The organism is Leclercia sp. UBA5076, from assembly GCF_002416465.1.
Classification (GTDB): domain Bacteria; phylum Pseudomonadota; class Gammaproteobacteria; order Enterobacterales; family Enterobacteriaceae; genus Enterobacter.
This window is the reverse complement of sequence record NZ_DIAO01000011.1, coordinates 96,606-115,403: the sequence shown is the minus strand read 5'-3', so window position 1 is coordinate 115,403 and position 18,798 is coordinate 96,606. Positions and strand designations below refer to the sequence as shown.

16 protein-coding genes are annotated in these 18,798 nt (G+C 46.2%); 5 read left to right on the top strand and 11 right to left on the bottom strand.

The genetic code is table 11. From position 1 onward, the window contains the following. Positions 1-47 precede the first annotated feature (47 nt). Together B3X29_RS11055 and aspA are read right to left on the bottom strand one after the other, a co-directional pair. Positions 48-1,349: an anaerobic C4-dicarboxylate transporter gene (locus B3X29_RS11055; RefSeq protein ID WP_103791334.1), complete on the bottom strand. Its 1,302-nt coding sequence runs from the start codon at positions 1,347-1,349 to the stop codon at positions 48-50. A 114-nt stretch (positions 1,350-1,463) separates the two neighbouring features. Continuing rightward, complete coding sequence (aspA, locus tag B3X29_RS11050; RefSeq protein ID WP_103177934.1) at positions 1,464-2,900, bottom strand: aspartate ammonia-lyase; 1,437 nt, start codon at positions 2,898-2,900, stop codon at positions 1,464-1,466. Positions 2,901-3,235: 335 nt separating this feature from the next. Here aspA and B3X29_RS11045 point away from each other — a divergent pair, with 335 nt between their 5' ends. Beyond that, complete coding sequence (locus B3X29_RS11045; RefSeq protein ID WP_103177935.1) at positions 3,236-3,706, top strand: FxsA family protein; 471 nt, start codon at positions 3,236-3,238, stop codon at positions 3,704-3,706. An 89-nt stretch (positions 3,707-3,795) separates the two neighbouring features. Here the strand turns inward: B3X29_RS11045 and yjeH are convergent, their stop codons facing one another. Then, positions 3,796-5,034 (bottom strand): L-methionine/branched-chain amino acid transporter, encoded by a 1,239-nt coding sequence (gene yjeH / locus B3X29_RS11040; RefSeq protein WP_103177936.1) that lies wholly within the window; start codon positions 5,032-5,034, stop codon positions 3,796-3,798. A 177-nt stretch (positions 5,035-5,211) separates the two neighbouring features. Here yjeH and B3X29_RS11035 point away from each other — a divergent pair, with 177 nt between their 5' ends. From B3X29_RS11035 to B3X29_RS11025, 3 genes are all read left to right on the top strand, one after another. Continuing rightward, the gene (locus B3X29_RS11035; RefSeq protein ID WP_032616151.1) at positions 5,212-5,505 is read left to right on the top strand and encodes a co-chaperone GroES; all 294 of its coding nucleotides are present in this window, start codon (positions 5,212-5,214) and stop codon (positions 5,503-5,505) included. A 44-nt stretch (positions 5,506-5,549) separates the two neighbouring features. Continuing rightward, the gene (gene groL, locus B3X29_RS11030) at positions 5,550-7,196 is read left to right on the top strand and encodes a chaperonin GroEL (protein ID WP_156653763.1); all 1,647 of its coding nucleotides are present in this window, start codon (positions 5,550-5,552) and stop codon (positions 7,194-7,196) included. Positions 7,197-7,333: 137 nt separating this feature from the next. Further along, positions 7,334-7,687, top strand: a complete 354-nt coding sequence (locus B3X29_RS11025; protein ID WP_159340240.1) for a DUF4156 domain-containing protein — start codon at positions 7,334-7,336, stop codon at positions 7,685-7,687. A gap of 51 nt (positions 7,688-7,738) precedes the next feature. On the opposite strand, the gene yjeJ is transcribed toward B3X29_RS11025, so the two are convergent. The 8 genes from yjeJ to B3X29_RS10985 all read right to left on the bottom strand — a co-directional run bounded on the left by yjeJ (position 7,739) and on the right by B3X29_RS10985 (position 17,620). Beyond that, on the bottom strand, positions 7,739-8,602 hold the full coding sequence (yjeJ, locus tag B3X29_RS11020; protein WP_103177939.1) for a YjeJ family protein: 864 nt from the start codon (positions 8,600-8,602) through the stop codon (positions 7,739-7,741). 20 nt (positions 8,603-8,622) lie between these two features. Next, on the bottom strand, positions 8,623-10,746 hold the full coding sequence (locus tag B3X29_RS11015) for a peptidase domain-containing ABC transporter (protein ID WP_290539938.1): 2,124 nt from the start codon (positions 10,744-10,746) through the stop codon (positions 8,623-8,625). Continuing rightward, positions 10,739-12,025, bottom strand: a complete 1,287-nt coding sequence (locus tag B3X29_RS11010; RefSeq protein ID WP_156655429.1) for an HlyD family secretion protein — start codon at positions 12,023-12,025, stop codon at positions 10,739-10,741. Before B3X29_RS11010 ends, B3X29_RS11015 begins: the two co-directional genes overlap by 8 nt. 105 nt (positions 12,026-12,130) lie before the next feature. Next, the gene (locus tag B3X29_RS11005) at positions 12,131-12,496 is read right to left on the bottom strand and encodes a hypothetical protein (protein WP_103177942.1); all 366 of its coding nucleotides are present in this window, start codon (positions 12,494-12,496) and stop codon (positions 12,131-12,133) included. A 191-nt stretch (positions 12,497-12,687) separates the two neighbouring features. Then, on the bottom strand, positions 12,688-13,704 hold the full coding sequence (locus B3X29_RS11000; protein ID WP_103181015.1) for a fimbrial protein: 1,017 nt from the start codon (positions 13,702-13,704) through the stop codon (positions 12,688-12,690). A 23-nt stretch (positions 13,705-13,727) separates the two neighbouring features. Continuing rightward, positions 13,728-16,277 carry a fimbria/pilus outer membrane usher protein gene (locus tag B3X29_RS10995; protein ID WP_159340238.1) on the bottom strand — a complete coding sequence of 850 codons (2,550 nt, stop codon included), beginning with the start codon at positions 16,275-16,277 and terminating at the stop codon, positions 13,728-13,730. Positions 16,278-16,307: 30 nt separating this feature from the next. Further along, positions 16,308-16,994, bottom strand: a complete 687-nt coding sequence (locus B3X29_RS10990; protein WP_159340237.1) for a fimbrial biogenesis chaperone — start codon at positions 16,992-16,994, stop codon at positions 16,308-16,310. Between the two features lie 56 nt (positions 16,995-17,050). Further along, the gene (locus B3X29_RS10985) at positions 17,051-17,620 is read right to left on the bottom strand and encodes a fimbrial protein (RefSeq protein WP_159340236.1); all 570 of its coding nucleotides are present in this window, start codon (positions 17,618-17,620) and stop codon (positions 17,051-17,053) included. 485 nt (positions 17,621-18,105) lie between these two features. Between B3X29_RS10985 and B3X29_RS10980 the strand changes: the two genes are divergently transcribed. Then, positions 18,106-18,669: a winged helix-turn-helix domain-containing protein gene (locus B3X29_RS10980; RefSeq protein ID WP_159340235.1), complete on the top strand. Its 564-nt coding sequence runs from the start codon at positions 18,106-18,108 to the stop codon at positions 18,667-18,669. Positions 18,670-18,798 lie beyond the last annotated feature (129 nt).

Genomic DNA, 18,798 nt, shown 5'->3' with positions numbered 1-18,798 from the left:
GGCCGCTAAGCGGCCCGACTTTAACTCTTTTTACAACCAAAAAGGATTTACAGCACAATCCCGCCGATGATGAAGCCGAGGATCACGCACAGGGTAATGGCGATCACGCCCGGGATCAGGAAGGCGTGGTTAAAGACATATTTACCGATGCGGGTTGAGCCGGTGTCATCCATCTCGACGGCTGCCAGCAGCGTCGGGTAGGTAGGCAGCACAAACAGCGCGGAGACGGCAGCAAAAGAGGCAATGGCGGTGAGCGGTGAAACGCCCAGCATCAGCGCCGCAGGCATCAGCGCCTTGGTGGTGGCCGCCTGAGAGTAGAGCAGGGTCGCGGCAAAGAAGAGCACCACCGCCAGCAACCACGGATAGTTATGCAGCAGGTCGCCCGCCACGGTCTGGATGTCGGTGATGTGCGCTTTCACGAAGGTATCGCCCAGCCAGGCCACGCCCAGTACACACACGCAGGCGCTCATACCGGATTTAAAGGTGCTGGCGTTGAGCACTTCGCTGGTGTCGATTTTACAGGTGATACTAATGAGCGTGGCGATGGTCAGCATGAACACCACGATCGCTTCGTTACGCGGCAGGACCGGGTTCTTGATCAGCCCAACGGTATCGCTGATGGCGGTGGCGTAGAACATCACCGCGACAATGCCGATCAGGAACAGCAGCACGGAGCGTTTCGCGTGTGGCTTCAGGATAAACGCCTGGCTGCCGCGCAGCTTCACTTCGCCTTTTGCCAGACGCTCCTGATAGACCGGGTCGTCTTTCAGCTCGGCGCCGAGGAAGTTACAGAACACCGCGGTGATCATCACAGCAATCAGGGTCACCGGAATACAGATCGCCAGCAGCGTCAGGTAGCTCACGCCCAGCGGCTCAAGGATACCGGCAAAGAACACCACTGCCGCCGAAATGGGCGAGGCGGTGATGGCAATCTGCGAGGCGACAACGGCAATAGAGAGCGGACGGGAGGGACGGATGCCCTGCTCTTTTGCCACTTCGGTTATCACCGGCAGGGTGGAGAATGCGGTATGGCCAGTACCGGCCAGAATGGTCATAAACCAGGTGACCAGCGGAGCAAGGAAGGTAATGTATTTTGGATGACGGCGCAGCATACGCTCCGCCAGGCTCACCAGGTAGTCCATACCGCCTGCAACCTGCATGGCTGCGATAGCGGCGATAACGGCCATGATGATTTCAATTACGTCAAACGGAATAGCGCCGGGTTTAATCTGGAGAAAGAGAGTGAGGACAAGTACGCCGAGACCACCGGCGAAACCGATGCCGATCCCCCCGAGTCTTGCGCCTAAGTATATCGCCAACAGGACGATGACGAGTTCTGCTCCGAACATAAGTGCCTACCTTGCTCATTAACAAGTTGATATTAAATTGTTGTGTTTTGGTAACGCCTAAAAACAAAAAAGGCACGTCATCTGACGTGCCTTCATGAAGTTTAACCTGAACTATTATTGTTCACTTTCATCCGTATATCTTTTTGCTTTATAGGCCGGGTGCATTAAGTTTTGCGCCGAGAAGATATCATCCAGCTCGGCTTCTGTCAGCAAGCCACGTTCAAGTACGACCTCTCGCACGCTCTTACCGGTTTCTGCACAGATCTTACCGACGATGTCGCCGTTGTGGTGACCGATGAACGGGTTGAGGTAAGTGACGATACCGATGGAGTTATAGACGTAGCTTTCACATACCGCTTTGTTGGCGGTGATGCCGTTGATGCATTTTTCCAGCAGGTTGTAGCAGGCGTTGGTCAGGATATGAATGGATTCAAACATCGCCTGGCCAATCACCGGTTCCATAACGTTCAGCTGCAGCTGACCCGCCTCGGAAGCCATGGTAACGGTAATGTCGTTGCCGATGACCTTGAAGCAGACCTGGTTAACCACTTCTGGCACTACCGGGTTCACTTTGGCTGGCATGATGGAGGAGCCCGCCTGCAGTTCCGGCAGGTTGATTTCATTCAGACCGGCACGCGGCCCGGAAGAGAGCAGGCGCAGGTCGTTACAGATCTTGGAGAGTTTCACCGCCAGGCGTTTCAGCGCACTGTGCACCATCACGTAGGCGCCGCAGTCTGATGTGGCTTCAATCAGGTCTTCTGCTGGCACCACCGCCAGGTTAGAGACTTCGGCCAGCTTCTGCACCGCCAGCTGCTGATAGCCGTCCGGGGTATTCAGGCGCGTACCGATGGCCGTTGCGCCCAGGTTCACCTCAAGCAGCAGCTCAGAGGAGCGCATCAGGTTTTTGGTCTCTTCATTGAGCAGCACGTTAAATGCGTGGAACTCCTGACCAAGGGTCATTGGTACCGCGTCCTGCAGCTGGGTACGGCCCATTTTCAGGATGTCCTGGAATTCGACGGCCTTGTTCTGGAAACCTTCGCCCAGCTGGTTAATGGCATCAACCAGCTTCACGATGGAAGCGTATACGGCGATACGGAAACCGGTCGGATAGGCGTCGTTGGTAGACTGGCATTTATTGACGTGATCGTTCGGGTTCAGGTACTGGTACTCACCTTTCTGGTGGCCCATCAGCTCAAGGCCGATGTTTGCCAGTACCTCGTTGGTATTCATATTCACTGACGTACCCGCGCCGCCCTGATAGACGTCCACCGGGAATTGATCCATGCACTTGCCGTTGTTCAGCACTTCATCGCAGGCGGCGATGATGGTATTGGCGATACTTTTCGGAATGGTTTGCAGCTCTTTGTTTGCCATTGCTGCCGCTTTCTTCACCATTACCATGCCACGCACAAACTCAGGGATATCACTGATTTTGCTGTTGCTGATGTAGAAGTTTTCAATCGCTCTCAGAGTGTGAATACCATAGTAGGCATCCGCTGGAACTTCCCTGGTACCCAACAAATCTTCTTCGATACGAATGTTGTTTAACATGTGAACCTTCTTTTCAAGCTGCCGATTGATGTACTAAACGCACAGTACATATGTGGTTATGTCTATTTTCTGACCGACGATTATCCCCTGAATCGACCAGATACCCGGAATGATATGCTGATGATAGCGAATTGCCGTAACCTGGATCACTTATTATGGACCCGGTGACATGATATTTATCAATCTGTGAAATGAATCACCGCTTTAATATTTCCAGAAAAAATATCCGTGCAAACCGATTGAATTTTGACTAAACGCCTCCATCTCTGACAAACGCGAATCGCAAATTGTTACCGACAGGGGCCATAACGGCGTCTGCCACACAGGAGAAGCCAGTGCGCTGGATACCGTTAGCTGCAATCTTTCTTTATGTTTATATAGAGATTTCTATTTTTATTCAGGTCGCCCACGTGTTTGGCGTCCTGCTGACCCTGGTTCTGGTCATTTTTACATCGGTGATTGGCATGTCACTGGTGCGCAACCAGGGTTTCAAAAATTTCCTGTTAATGCAGCAGAAGATGGCCGCCGGGGAGAGTCCGGCAGCGGAGATGGTCAAAAGCGTGTCGCTGATTATCGCCGGCCTGCTGCTGTTGCTTCCGGGTTTCTTTACCGATTTCCTGGGGCTGCTGTTGCTGTTACCGCCGGTGCAGAAACACCTGACCCTGAAGCTACTGCCGCATCTGCGTTTTAACCGGATGCCGGGCGGCGGGTTTAGCGCCGGAACGGGCGGTGGGGAGACCTTTGACGGGGAGTATCAGCGTAAGGATGAGCAGCGCGATCGCCTGGACCATAAAGACGACCGTTGATATCAGTAGCCCGGCGGCGCTGCGCTTGCACGGGCCTACGAAACCGTAGATTCTGTAGGCCCGGTAAGCGAAGCGCCACCGGGCGTTAATTAAACCGCACCACGCTTCGGCAAGAACCACCACAATCCCGCCAGCATCACAATGGCGTACAGACTCTTCCATCCCACCATCGCCAGCAGCAGTAAACAGAGTACCCCACCAATCATCGCCAGCACTTTATAGCGTCCTTTTAGCAGGCGACATCCCGCCAGCATGCACAGCAGATAGATCATAATGAAGATGCCGTTGGCATAGACGATAAGCGCGTCGAGGTTGATATCCAGCCAGTAGATTGCCAGGGTGCTTATCACACAGCAGCCCAGCACCGCGTTCAGGGCGTTAAGCGGGAGCTGGCGTCTGGACAGGCGGGCGAGAGGGCTTTTGGGTTTGTACAGCGCCTGGGACCACACTAGCCGGGCAAAGCTCTGAATGTAGATATTCAGGCTGGCGAAGCAGGCGAGGTAACCAATCACGCAGGCAACCCACAGCGCTTTCACGCCAAATAGCTGGACCACGATGGCGGGAAGCGAGGCTGCCGCAGCCATATCGGCACCATAGGCAGTGAAATGAAGCACCAGCACCGTACAGGCCCAGTAGACCGTACCTGCCAGCAGCAGCCCTATCATCAGCGCCCGCGGGAAATCACGTTCCGGCTGTTTAAACTCTGAGGCCAGATGCGCAAAGGCTTCAAGACCGACGAAACACCAGAACATGACGGAAAGGGCTGCGAATAGCTGCAAATGATCGAGATCGGTTAAGGCAGGGAAGGGGATCTGTGTCACCTGAAGATCCCCTGCCCACCAGATAGCGGCAATCAGCGCCACAATCAGCACCGCCACCAGGGTTTGCAGGTTGGCGCTGGAACTGGCGCCGCGTGAGCCGACCCACCAGACGATGGCCAATGTACCCAGCTCAGCCAGTAAGAGCTGCGCGTCATGCCAGCCAAACAGCGCCTGGCCAAACCCCGTCGCAATATGCAGGGCGGCAGGTAAGCCCACGGGGATAACAGAAAGGAACAGCCAGCCGGTGACGCGCTCCAGACGCGGGCCAAATGCCATCCCGACAAAGTGAGCCACCCCACCGGCGCTCGGGAAGTGTCGCCCGAGAAGCGCAAAAACAATCGCCACCGGGAAGACCAGCACGATGAGCACCGGCCACGCCCAGAGACTGTTATCACCCGCCACCAGGGCCGCCAGCGCCGGTACGGCAAACACCCCCGTGCCTAATAAAGAGGTTGAAAGTAAGCCAACACCCTGCGCGAGTCCCAGCTCTTGTTTGAGTCCACTCATTCCATTGTCCTGCCGCCATCAAAAGAGAGGCGATGGTAACACTTTCACAAATTTTTTTTCGACTACCCCTTGAAGGGGTAAAACCCCATCCCCATCTCTCAGGGCACTAGCCGGAAAACCGCTTACGGCCCGGCGTCACCCATAACTGATAATGACTTTCTCAAAGGAGAGCTATCAATGAGTATTCGTCCGTTACATGATCGTGTGATCGTCAAACGTAAAGAAGTTGAAACCAAATCTGCGGGCGGTATCGTTCTGACCGGTTCTGCAGCAGCAAAATCAACGCGTGGCGAAATCATCGCTGTCGGTAAAGGTCGCATTCTGGAAAACGGAAATGTGCAGCCGCTGGACGTTAAAGTTGGTGACATCGTCATTTTCAACGATGGCTACGGTGTGAAATCCGAGAAGATCGACAATGAAGAAGTGCTGATCATGTCCGAAAGCGACATTCTGGCAATTGTTGAAGCGTAATCCGCGAACGACACTGAACATACGAATTTAAGGGAAAGATTAAAATGGCAGCTAAAGACGTAAAATTCGGTAACGACGCTCGTGTGAAAATGCTGCGCGGCGTAAACGTACTGGCAGACGCAGTTAAAGTGACCCTGGGCCCGAAAGGCCGTAACGTGGTTCTGGATAAATCCTTCGGCGCACCAACCATCACCAAAGATGGTGTTTCCGTAGCGCGTGAGATCGAGCTGGAAGACAAGTTCGAAAACATGGGTGCCCAGATGGTGAAAGAAGTTGCCTCTAAAGCGAACGACGCTGCAGGCGACGGCACCACCACCGCAACTGTACTGGCGCAGGCTATCATCACTGAAGGTCTGAAAGCCGTTGCTGCGGGTATGAACCCGATGGATCTGAAACGTGGTATCGACAAAGCTGTCGCTTCCGCTGTTGAAGAGCTGAAAGCGCTCTCCGTACCGTGCTCTGACTCTAAAGCTATTGCTCAGGTTGGTACCATCTCCGCTAACTCCGACGAAACCGTAGGTAAACTGATCGCTGAAGCGATGGATAAAGTCGGTAAAGAAGGCGTGATCACCGTTGAAGACGGTACCGGTCTGGAAGACGAACTGGACGTGGTTGAAGGTATGCAGTTTGACCGCGGTTACCTCTCCCCATACTTCATCAACAAGCCAGAAACTGGCGCTGTTGAGCTGGAAAGCCCGTTCATCCTGCTGGCTGATAAGAAAATCTCCAACATCCGTGAAATGCTGCCAGTTCTGGAAGCCGTTGCGAAAGCAGGCAAGCCGCTGGTTATCATCGCTGAAGACGTTGAAGGCGAAGCGCTGGCAACGCTGGTGGTTAACACCATGCGTGGCATCGTGAAAGTGGCTGCGGTTAAAGCACCTGGCTTCGGCGATCGCCGTAAAGCGATGCTGCAGGATATCGCTACCCTGACTGGCGGTACCGTTATCTCTGAAGAGATCGGTATGGAGCTGGAAAAAGCGACGCTGGAAGACCTGGGTCAGGCGAAACGCGTTGTTATCAACAAAGACACCACCACCATCATCGATGGCGTGGGTGAAGAAGATGCCATCCAGGGCCGTGTTACTCAGATCCGTAAGCAGATCGAAGAAGCGACCTCTGACTACGATCGTGAAAAACTGCAGGAGCGCGTTGCTAAACTGGCAGGCGGCGTAGCCGTTATCAAAGTGGGTGCCGCTACCGAAGTTGAGATGAAAGAGAAGAAAGCCCGCGTTGACGATGCCCTGCACGCGACCCGTGCTGCGGTAGAAGAAGGCGTGGTTGCCGGTGGTGGTGTTGCTCTGGTTCGCGTTGCAGCGAAACTGGCTGGCCTGACCGCTCAGAACGAAGATCAGAACGTGGGTATCAAAGTTGCGCTGCGCGCAATGGAAGCGCCACTGCGTCAGATCGTTTCCAACGCCGGTGAAGAGCCGTCTGTTGTGGCGAACATGGTGAAAGCGGGCGAAGGTAACTACGGTTACAACGCTGCTACCGAAGAGTACGGCAACATGATCGACTTCGGTATCCTGGACCCAACTAAAGTGACCCGTTCTGCGCTGCAGTACGCGGCCTCTGTTGCTGGCCTGATGATCACCACCGAGTGCATGGTCACTGACCTGCCAAAAGGCGATGCCCCTGATTTAGGTGCTGCTGGTGGTATGGGCGGCATGGGTGGTATGGGCGGCATGATGTAATCATGTTGTTCTGCACCTCGCAGAAATGAACAAACCCCCGGTCAGAAATGATCGGGGGTTTTTCTTTTGGTCATCTTTTAGGTATAAGGTTTAGACGCGGGCAGCACGTGCCCAGCTTATTGAAAACGAGGAATAACATGCGCGTTAAAGTGGGTGCAGGGATCATAGCGGCAGCGTTGCTGCTGGCGGGGTGTAGTTCCGGTAACGAACTCTCTACTGGTGGGCAGAGCGTTCGCTTTGTAGAAGATAAGCCGGGCAGTGAATGTCAGCTGGTCGGTACCGCAACCGGTAAACAAAGTAACTGGCTTTCAGGGCAGCATGGCGAAGAGGGCGGTTCAATGCGCGGTGCGGCAAACGCTCTGCGTAATCATGCAGCGGAGATGGGCGGGAACGTGATTTATGGCGTAAGCAGCCCAACCCAGGGTTTACTGTCGAGTTTTGTCCCGACCGCCAGCGAAATGCAGGGCCAGGTTTATAAGTGCCCGAACTGATTTGATTGGTGCCTTTTTCAGTGATGAGAGGCACCTTTTTTATAAAAGCTATCAGGCGCTAATTTGTGCATTTATTTCTGAATAAAAAGACTTTAGATACTGCATGCACTCCTCCAGCGTCATCATTTTACCCGGCTCAGAAGGGAAGTATTTGCTAAATATCTGGCTGGGCTGGCACTGGGTATGAACTTCTATAAGTTTTGGATTTCTTTCAGCCATGCGCATTATAACGCTGTTTTCATGTTCTGATGGATGTGGGGCGCTGGTTTTAATTAAAGCACCAGAAATAATTTTCTTACCCTCGTCCGTATCGCAACAAAAAAGTATGGCCAAAGAGTGCGTAAAAAGATTAAGTTTCCACTCATCTGGAGAATAATATTGGTAGTCGACACCATGAGCTTTTGTCAAATCTACAGCACAAAGCATCAGAAAATCCATCGTTGAACTCAAATAATGAGTTACATCACTATCATCACAATTTTTTAACGTCTGCTGAATTCCTACTAAAAGCGCCTCTACCTGCATATCATCAATACGCAACGAGACTATCTGTTCATTCTGAAGTACCAGGATCAGCGTTGACCAGCTCTCTCCTGGTTTTAATGTAATCGACATTACGCGTTTTTCCGGGTTTGGTTGCTGTATTTCCGAAAGGTCGATCATTGGGGTATTAGATATTAAGCGCTCATTAAAAGCAGTAAGTTCTGTTTTATAAGCCTCGCCTTCATTATTGAGACGCTGCAGTACTGCTACCATTCTGTTCTGAAGGACTAATAGTAAATCAGCCAGCATCTGAACTTGAAAATAATATGTATGGCAAATTTCATTTTGCAGTTTGGTTTTAAGCATGAGAGCCATAAAACGTCCTTCATATTTAATCCCTGCAGTATTGAAACCAATAAATGAACCTTGCATGCGACTCTCCTTGTGTGCTGTTACGCTGAAATTAGTGTATTGGGTTGCGATAAATCAATAATGCGATCGGCTGAAGCAATAGTGGACGGCCGATGAGCAACAATAATTCGGGTAATACTTAAACCAGATATAGACTGGTTAATAGCAGATTCGTTTTTAAGGTCGAGATGGCTGGTTGCTTCATCCATAAATAAAATGCTGGGCTTACGATAAAGTGCACGTGCTATCAAAATACGTTGCTTTTGGCCGCCAGAAATACCTAAGCCAAGCTCACCCACAATGGTTTCATATCCCATCGGCATTTTCATTATTTCGTCATGGATGTTACAGCGACGTGCGCATTCGATAACAAAATCCATATCTGCGTTATCTTCAAAACCGCTGATATTTTCAATAAGCGATCCTGAGAATAGTCTGTCTTCCTGGAGTACGCAGGCCGTTCCCTGGCGAAAATTATTAAGCCCAATTTTCTGAATATCGAGGTTGTCCGCCAGAACATCACCAGTTGTCGGAGACAGCAGGCCACACATAACTTTTAACAGCGTAGTTTTTCCCACGCCGGAAGGGCCAACCAGAGCCACTGATTCACCGGGTTCGACGATGATATTTAAATTTGAGAAAATTGGCTGTGAGAACGGATCGTACTGATAGCTAAGGTTTTTTACCTCTAACTTAACGCCGGAATTTTCTGTAAAGATACGCCGCGAAGGCAACTCTTTTTCTGGTTCACTAAAAACAATCTCAGAAAGACGCTCATTATGTAATGACAGCATACGCAACTGCATGACCAGATCGACCAAACTGGATGCTCGCTGGGAGAATTGCCCACGATAGGCATTAAATGCCATAAACATACCGAGCGTCATATTATTTTCAATCACCATAATAGCGCCAAGCCAAAGCACTGCAACCTGATCGATAGAGGTAATTAAAGTATTGATACCGCCAAACATCATGTCGAAACGAGTCTGTTTTATACCAGCATTACAAGCATCGATATTAATGTTCAACCAGTGCTGTGAACGACGGTCTTTTAAATTCAATGCCTTGATAGTCGAAATACCATATAGTGACTCCATGAAGTGTGAACTGGAGCGAGCACCCTTTATAACCTGCTCTTCAGAAACTCGACGATAGAAACTATAGGTAGCGAATCGCATAATGGCATAGCACAATGTGAAACCTACAACCACCCAAACCAGCCAGCCGCCATAAAGCGTTAACATCACCAACAGGCCAATGGTCATTATTGTGTCGATAATGCCTGTCACAATACTATTAGTAAAAGTTGCACGAATAGTATCCAGCGATGAGAAACGAGACTGAATGTCACCTAAATGCCGTTTTTCAAAAAAGGATAACGGTAAACTCGCCAGATGATCAAAGAGCGTTGTTTTCCACTGAATATTGGTGAGGGTATTCAGCGTCAATGAAGTCCATGCCCGAAGCATGCTGATAAACATGCGGAATAGAGTAAAGAACACCAGACCAATACAGATAACTGACAGTAAGCTCTGATCGTGCGCCATAATAACATGGTCAGTGACCAGCTGTGTTCCAATCGGTAATAATAAACTGATAGCTTCAACCACTACCGAAAAAGCGAAGATTTTTAGCAGGACGGATTTCAAGCCTACAATATTACGCATAAGATCCAGCAGGCGTAGACGAGACTTAGCATGCTCTTGCTGGAAATTTTTGTCCGGCCAAAGCTCCAACGCAACGCCAGTGAAGTTGTTGGACATCTCCTGAATGCCAATAATTCTTTTGCCCAAAGCAGGATCATGCACTATGAAGCTATTCTTACGCACTTTAGTCAGTACAACGTAATGGTTCATACCCCAGTGGATAATGCAGGGGAGCTTTAGTTGTTTTATTTCATCGAGATCGAGAGAAAGCGCCCGGCTTTTCAGTCCAGTATGCTCAGCTGTTTTACTCAGAGACATTAGTGTTACGCCCTGAGAAGGACTGCCGTAACGGTGGCGGAAATTAAATAGATCAATATTGAGTCCGTAGAAGCCGCAAATCATAGCCAGGCAGGCAATCCCGCATTCTGATGCCTCTGACTGAAAAATAACGGGTGTTTTATGACGGATTGAAAAGTTAAGTTTATTTATAATCGTTTTAAAAATCTCTTTATTCATCAATCGGCCCGCTCACGCTTTGCATAATTTTATAGAAAGGGGTAAACATCCACATATAAAGAGGACGTTCCTCCAGGAAAACCACAGCCTGCGCCTTCAAACCATTTGAAAGCGTAAGTACTTTCCCATTATAATTAAATTCTTTATTTTTAATTTTTATAATGGCTTTATAAAGCGCTAAATCTTGCTGGTTAGAACCATTACTTACGTTGGTATATTCAGCCATCTCCTGTCTCGAGGCAGGAACTGATGAAAGCGTAAGAACTTCACCAGGGAACTGACCAAACTTATCCGCCGGGAATGCATCGTAGCGTATATTAATAATATCCCCTTTCTTAATGTAGGGGATTGCGTTATTTGGCAACCAAATTATTAGGTAATATTCAATGTTTCCTGTCGGTTTAATTTGCGCAAGACTGCTGCCATTTTCAACCATCTGGCCTTTAGTAACGGCCAAAGATTCTATTTTACCATCGATTGTTGCTTTGATAATAATATTGCCATTTGCATTTGACTCTACTAATTGGTTTTTAAAATCATTTATTTGATTGTTCTGGCCAGAAATTTGATTGTCAAAGTCGGCCGCTTTAGTAACTTTATCACTGTTCGCTTGTGTAAGCTGAGTTTCAAGCTGCATTTTTTGACTAACAAGAGACTGATAAGCGCTTTGTTGCTGAAAGTATAACGAATGTTGATAGTTATATTGGTCTTTTGTAATCAATCCATCTTTAAGATACTTATCGTAGCTGGCCAGGTTAGTATGCATTTTATTTAACCCTGCCTGAGTGTTTATCAACATGCGGCTAGTTTCTTCCAGTGAATCTTTTATAGTTGCAATTTGTTTTTCGATGGCACGCAATGTTTCTGATTTGTTATGCGAAAGTTTGCTAATTATATTTTCCGCATTCGCTATTTTTTGATCAATAACTTCGATCTGCGCAGTATTTACGTTACCATTAATGGTGCTACGCGAAATGTCCAGTTTATAAAGCGGCTGTCCTTTATTTACAATTTCGCCCACTTTGACATACTGATTAACAACAAAACCTTGCTGAGGAGCAAAGACGTTAACAGAGTGAGGGAGAGTGATAACTTCACCTCGAACATCAATACGTTGGGTAAAGGAGCAAAAAATAAGTGACAAAACAAGTACAGCAATAAAAGTAAAAGCCAGTAGAGTGACTATCCAGGCTGGCATTCCTGCTAATAGTAATGCCTTTCCTTTCCAGTGATTTTTTTTATATTCAATCGCTTCCCTGCGATAAATTTTTCTCAGCATAACTACCACTTATTTCTGCTTTAGTAATAAAGGCCTGAATTATCAGGCCTTATTTAAGTATAAAAGGATTTATACTATTTTTTTATATAACCATTCGGTTATACATTAGCTCCATGGAGCGAAGGTTCCACTAAAGAAACCGTTAGCGCCCGCAGAAGATTGCTCTAAAGCAAAATCCCAACCGCCCATGGCGCCATAAATAGCGCCGCCAATGGCACCGACTACCAGACCCCAAATCATCCCAACACCCTGACCAGCTGCGCCAACGCCAAGCAGACCACCGCCGTTACCGCCCTGGGAGCCGCCAATGATTGAGCCATACATAGCAAATGCTGCTCCAGTAATTAAACCGGAGGCAACCGCTTCAAAACCGTTGCTCACAACACTGGTAATTGCTGAGCCGAGAGAAGAAAAATCCCAGGAATAGCCACCAGAGATAGCTTCCATTTCAAATGTAGTTAAATTTTGCATGTTTAATCCTTTAAGTGGTATGTCAAAATATATTTCTTTTAGGCCATTCACTAATAACTGACCTGCTGAAAATATAACTTTTACTATGAGGTTGAGCAACTAAATTAAATATTAAGATATAATTAAATGGTCGTTTGTTTTCTAAAAAAAAAGAGATTTTCACAATCTCTTTTTTTTAATTTTGGATCTGTTTACTCTTCTTGAATGACAACTTCTAGTATAGCTTTTACATTTCCTGTGGTGATTTCGTTGATATTGCTGCTCGATCTATAATAGTCTGCTGTAAAGGCAAAGGATTGAGATGTTGTTACATTATTAATATAGTATTTATCCATATCATAAAAAACGATTGGTTTGTTATCTTTTTTGAAAATAATGCCTACATTACTTGCTGCATTGGCACCAGTTAACATATTATCAATGATGCCATCACCATATGCGCTGGTTCCTGTTATGGGGTTGAACCAATAGGTTACTTTGTTACCCAGCGCGTTTGCTGGACAAAGTATATTCATAGTAATCGTTTTTTGAGCCGGAGTTATTCCTCCTCTTGATACTGATAGAAGTGTATTTTTTTCAATTCTATTTAGTGTTACCTGACTTGAGCCTGCAACTGATATATCACATGAGCTATCTTTAAAAGTGATATTACTGATTTTAACATTTGCGTTGACTAAAGTCCTCTCTGCAGGTTTTGGGTTAGTGACTAAATTGCCAACAGAGAAATTGATTGATGCATCAGCACTTGTTCCAGATATGTCAATAACAGATTTGGTTTTTATCAACCAAATCGTTATAAATTCATAATCATTATTAGACTTTTCGATCGGTACTATCGTTGATCCCACAACTGCAGGTTTTACCGAACCATTTTTGCTGGCTAAAATATCTGAAACCTGAAAACCGATGCCGTCAATACCGGTCGCATATACGGGCTTCCCTTGTAATCCAGTAACGCCCGGCACTTCAGGGGCGGTAGATGAAATTATATACTGATCACCCAAGACCTTACTACACGAGAAAGTTTTATAATGTCCAGTACCAAATTTCTTGCTGAATAATACCGAACCAACCGGAATAGATGGGTCGGTCGCTATTTTAGGCGATATGGAAAGGGTTAATAATTTGCTGCTGCCGTCATAAGTACACTTTGCCATAGCATCGCTATAACAAAATATAATTCCCAAAAAAAATAATACTTTCTTCATAAATTCAACTCCCTTGAAAGTCATTAGCGGCATATGGCATCAATTTGATTAACTCCACTGACACCCTCTTCCCTTGCCGATAAATCAAATGATGCACGGCATTGCTGAGCGGTGCTTTCTCCCCACTTGACATCGAGAATACCGGTTTGCTTAAGGCCAGAAAAGTAAACCATGCCAGCATCACCCACTATGTTAGTTTGCTTGCTAATATCATTTAACAACAATGCAATGGCACCAAAAGGAACGTTTTTACCATCATTTGTTTTAAGATGGATAAAAGCACGCTGCCCAATTTTTCCTGAATAATTTGTGCGCACTATAGCTCCGCGGGTGGGTACCACCGTTTGAGTTGTTTCCGGTAATTCCATATTATCAGCCAACGTTGAGCTATCCAGCGTAATATCAGTCCGGCGGTAAGGCGTTACATATGGAACAATTGCATAGCCGCGATAATCTGTAGAAATGGTGGCATCGTTAGTCAGTTTTACATCATTTAACCCAGGTGCTTTTACCAGAACTGCAGCGTCGGTTATATCCTGACCAAAAGTGAGGCCATCAGCATGGGCAATAACGCTTCCGCTGGCACCATAATCAATACGCTGACTATTACGATTATAGCTATAACCCGCGTTAATACTACCTCGTGAGCCGTTATAGGTTGCGCGCATATCGCCGCTATAGTAATCCTCTCGGTTGCTGTACCCCTGCTGAATACTCCACTCCAGGCTATCATTTTCGAGCCCGATACCACCGATAGCGACAGATTGATCAGTTGAGCCGGGATTACTGTTGGTTAACTGATAGCTGGTATAGGTGCCAGGCAGCCAGTTACTCAGAGGAACAGTTACTGTCAGATTTACCCGCTGGTCGTCCTGAGCATCTTTGCCTGAACTGTTGCCATTCCAGGTATAGCGGTTATAACTGTAACCGAGATAATAAGTAATGCTGTTCCAGCCACCGTTATAGCCGATGCTTATCGATTTGTTGGTGCGCTTATTATCCCAATAATCTTCAATAAGTCCGCTGATTGATAAACTTCCCAGGCCTTTTCCTAAGTTTTGGTTTACTGTCAAATTTGTTCTGTTGCGCAGTGCGCGGCCAGCTGAGTAGCTACCGTCATTAGAATAGGTATCCAGCACATCAGTTAATGTATTGAAACCTTTTGTAGAGTAACGATAACCCGCAATGGTAATGTTAGTCCCTGTTTCAATAATGTTTTTACCGTAGCGTACCCGCCAAGATTGCCCGGATGTTTTTTCCTGGTCGCGTTTTTTTGACCATGCCTGGATAACATCCACAGAGATGGCACCGAGATCGCCAAGATTATAACCAAGGCCTGCTGAAATGGACTGGTAATGTGAAGAGAACTGGGTTCCCCCATAAACTGTTGTACTACTGGTCGCCCCATAGCTGGCCGTGGCTTGGGTAAACGGTGTTTCATCAACACTGTTATCGTAGGGACGGTATTTACCTGAGGTAATTTCATACTCAACTTGTTTTTCACGAAGCATCAGCGGGAGCGTCGCAAATGGCACGACAAAGTTTTGTGTTGTACCATCGGATTCTTCGACAGTGACATAGAGATCGCCGCTACCACCGCTGGGGTACATGTCGGTAATCTCGAAAGCTCCAGGTGCGACGTAAGTCTGATACACCTGGTAGCCGTTCTGTTTAATCACCACACGGGCATTGGTTTTTGCGATACCGCGTACGATCGGCGCATAACCACGCATACTTTCTGGTAGCATGCTGGTATCTGTCGCTAATTGCAGGCCTGTAAAGGGAACGCTATCAAAAATGTTAGACAGTGAAGAGCTTTCCCCGATTACCAGATTACTGTTAAGTGAACGGATACTGCGTTGCATATAAAGATAGGCAGAATCCCATGCTCCCTCATCACTACGGGTTTTATTCCAGGTACTGAGATTGCGGATACGCCATGCCCCTACATTCAGCCCGGACTGTAGGTTCAGGCTATAATATTCATCCTTGGACTCAAGATCCTCTGAACCGCTGAACTGATAATTCACCAGCAGCGCATTGATGCCGTCATCAAATTGCTCTGGAGGTATATATCCCTGAGCGGTTGTAGACATCGCAGCCTGGGGGATCGAAATATTAAGCCGCTGTGTTGCAAAGTCGAATACGGTTTCAGTATCAGGAATTACATTAAGGTTGGCGCACCCTTGCTTATTTTCCTGTAAAGCGGGAAATGAACTCACTTTGACGCCATACCTGGATAACATCTCCAGGCTTAAACAAGGGGCAAGTTTAAGTTGGTCGTCATTAGCGTTGGCATTGCTGTCAATAACAAAATTAATGCTTTTTGTCTCAAGGTAACGACCATTAAAGATGATATCTACACGGTACTCCCCTGGTGCCTGGGCATGTCTGTTCTGAAAAACTGATAAATCTGGAATATCTAAGGGACTGCCATTATTTGCAGAGTTAATAAATGCGGGATCAAAGAAATCGCGTGCATATGCCTTATTGTTTAATTCGTGGTACAACGCACAAAGCATTGCCAAACACAGAGTTGATAACTTTAATAGCCCTTTATTTTTATTTTTCATAGACACATCCCTTTTTATTGCTAACATCTATCACAAAGGTGAAGAGTATAAAGATCCTGCTCCGCCATAATCATTTACTATCTTCCAGCTAATACTGGATGCATTGATGTCTTTAATATCAATTTTCTTAGTCGAGAATGGCGATATTGTTCTCACATCAAGGTTTATATCTGTATTTCCAAGATTAACCATATTAAAGTAGTAAAAAAATGGAGTAGGATTCTTAAGCGTTATGGTTTTACCGGACTTACGCCATTCCAGTTTTTTTGCTTCAGTGTTCGGCGATAAACTATTTATTGATTTCGGCCGATAAATGAGGCGCATACGATGACGAACTGCAAGCTGAATGGTGTTATTATTAGCATAGGTATTATCAGAAGGGGGAATCGCCATCACGTTGAAAAAGAATAAAGATTCGCGGTCATCTGGTGCATCAACTTTAGTTGTAGCAAAAAGACGTACCGTATTTTGCTGTTTAGCTTCCAGACGAAACAACGGAGGAGTGGCTAGAAATGAAGGTGATTTCCCTGCCGGAGTCTCAACCCATGATTTAATTAAATAAGGCATGTCATCTTTGTTTTCAATTTGTGCGGTGATTTCACGCGAACCTTCTTTGTAAAGATAGCGAGTTGACTCAATTACAATGCCAGCATGAGCGAGATTACTTACTAATAATGTGCACGCCAGGTTAACGATAAATAGAATAGTTCTGAGCATACGGATTTCTCAAACAGAGAGAGCCTGAGCGCATACGCCCAAGCTCTAAAAGGATATTACTTGGTGGTGTAATCGATAGTAAAGGTTGCTACACCTTTAACCGGACCTTCAGTGACAGAACTTGTTGAGTTAACTTTTACATAACCGGTGGTATAGTTCAAATAGGTCACTTTACCAGCCGTGTAAGATTCATTCATAACATTACCATCGAAGGATACGCGGGAACCATCGCTAACCTTCTGAATACCAATGCCGATACCAGCAGCGCCGTTTTCTGCAATATTGTCCAGGATGTCAGCGCTTGAACTGGTAGTACCGGTTACGGCAACGGTCAGGCCATTTACGTTGGAAGCATTCGAGCTGCCCAGAGCACAGTCTTTAACTTCAAAACCGAACTTCTGTGCTTTAAACAGAGTATTTGCTGCCTGTCCATTTGCTTCACTTGTGGTGACAGTAGCCAGACGAACAATACCGTTGTTCAGGGTACCAGTCGGAGTCACGACGCAAGAAGTAGAGGAGTCAGAAACTTCACCAAGAACAGTCACTTCTGCATTGTTAATTGCCAGAGCCTGTGCGCTTACAACTGCAGAAGCAGCAACCATTACAGCTACGATTGTTTTTTTCATTTGTTTAATCCATTTAAAAGTACTAGGGTCCTAAATAGTTGCCAGCCTTACGGTTATCGTTATTAAGATAATAACTAATACTAATAACAATTTTTATTAATACTAACGTGGTTGACACTATAGTTACTTGCTTGCCATTCCATAAAGCACAAATCGTGTTCGAAACACGTATACTGTTGCCCGGTGGAAGCTACATAAATTAAAAATGTTCTCTCCAAAAAAAGCATGTGAATGTTTCATCATTTTACTTTCGCAATGGTGATTCATATTGTGTTTAGCCAAGGTGAAGAAGGAGATGGTTAATGTGAAATCAGAATTATCATTTTTATCTGGATGTGATAATCTTCATTCATATAAGCCAAAGCACATGCACCTGGTGTTTAAAGTATCTTTTTTCAAAGAGTTATGTATCTATCATGGTTTATGTTTATGGTTTTTGGTGATGTATTGTTATTTTGCATAAATAAAGGGTAGGGAGATTCTTTATGTTATTCAATTCTTACATGATAAATGATAAAGTTATATTTAATGTGAATAAGAGTGAACTTCAGTCATTAACGGATAATGGTGTTACGGTGACCTTAAATGCGCCTACAGCGCGATGTTTGCAGCTATTACTTGATAGTTCCGGAAAAGTGATTTCGCGTGAGAAATTTTTGGATGAGGTTTGGAATGCGAGAGGAGTGGTGGTTTCAGAAAATACGTTTTACCAAAACATTTCACTCCTCAGGAAATCTTTAATCAGAGCCGGGCTCAATAACGAAATAATTATAACGGTAAGAAGACGTGGTTTTGTTATTTCTGAAGGAACGGTAATCAAAATGCTTCCTCCAGACGAGAAGGCAAGTTCTGGGGATCAAATTCTTCATAAGAGAATTATTCAGGATGTAAATAAAAGTCAGTTGCTAGCAATACAAACGGGACTACCAAAGAAAAAAATGGAGGGTTATTCATATAATATATCAAAGCTTTCAGTAAAACTGTCATTTTTAACACTTGTATTAATGGGGTTTATGACAGTAGCTAATATAATAATATGTTTCATTTAAATGAAGGGGGAATGATTTTATAGAAGCTTGTGAGGATCTTTTTTATTATTTATCCCAAGTGTTAATGTGACTGTTTTAAAAACCCAAAGCATGAGATCCCGCTTTTTAACGGGGTGGAGCGTGCGTCGG

Coding starts and splice junctions, on each gene's coding strand:
- yjeJ (WP_103177939.1), bottom strand. CDS start 8,602: ATGCAAGGTTCATTTATTGGTTTCAATACTGCAGGGATTAAATATGAA.
- B3X29_RS11005 (WP_103177942.1), bottom strand. CDS start 12,496: ATGCAAAATTTAACTACATTTGAAATGGAAGCTATCTCTGGTGGCTAT.
- B3X29_RS11055 (WP_103791334.1), bottom strand. CDS start 1,349: ATGTTCGGAGCAGAACTCGTCATCGTCCTGTTGGCGATATACTTAGGC.
- B3X29_RS11010 (WP_156655429.1), bottom strand. CDS start 12,025: ATGCTGAGAAAAATTTATCGCAGGGAAGCGATTGAATATAAAAAAAAT.
- B3X29_RS10990 (WP_159340237.1), bottom strand. CDS start 16,994: ATGCTCAGAACTATTCTATTTATCGTTAACCTGGCGTGCACATTATTA.
- B3X29_RS11025 (WP_159340240.1), top strand. CDS start 7,334: ATGCGCGTTAAAGTGGGTGCAGGGATCATAGCGGCAGCGTTGCTGCTG.
- B3X29_RS10995 (WP_159340238.1), bottom strand. CDS start 16,277: ATGAAAAATAAAAATAAAGGGCTATTAAAGTTATCAACTCTGTGTTTG.
- groL (WP_156653763.1), top strand. CDS start 5,550: ATGGCAGCTAAAGACGTAAAATTCGGTAACGACGCTCGTGTGAAAATG.
- B3X29_RS11000 (WP_103181015.1), bottom strand. CDS start 13,704: ATGAAGAAAGTATTATTTTTTTTGGGAATTATATTTTGTTATAGCGAT.
- B3X29_RS10980 (WP_159340235.1), top strand. CDS start 18,106: ATGTTATTCAATTCTTACATGATAAATGATAAAGTTATATTTAATGTG.
- B3X29_RS11015 (WP_290539938.1), bottom strand. CDS start 10,746: ATGAATAAAGAGATTTTTAAAACGATTATAAATAAACTTAACTTTTCA.
- yjeH (WP_103177936.1), bottom strand. CDS start 5,034: ATGAGTGGACTCAAACAAGAGCTGGGACTCGCGCAGGGTGTTGGCTTA.
- B3X29_RS11035 (WP_032616151.1), top strand. CDS start 5,212: ATGAGTATTCGTCCGTTACATGATCGTGTGATCGTCAAACGTAAAGAA.
- B3X29_RS10985 (WP_159340236.1), bottom strand. CDS start 17,620: ATGAAAAAAACAATCGTAGCTGTAATGGTTGCTGCTTCTGCAGTTGTA.
- aspA (WP_103177934.1), bottom strand. CDS start 2,900: ATGTTAAACAACATTCGTATCGAAGAAGATTTGTTGGGTACCAGGGAA.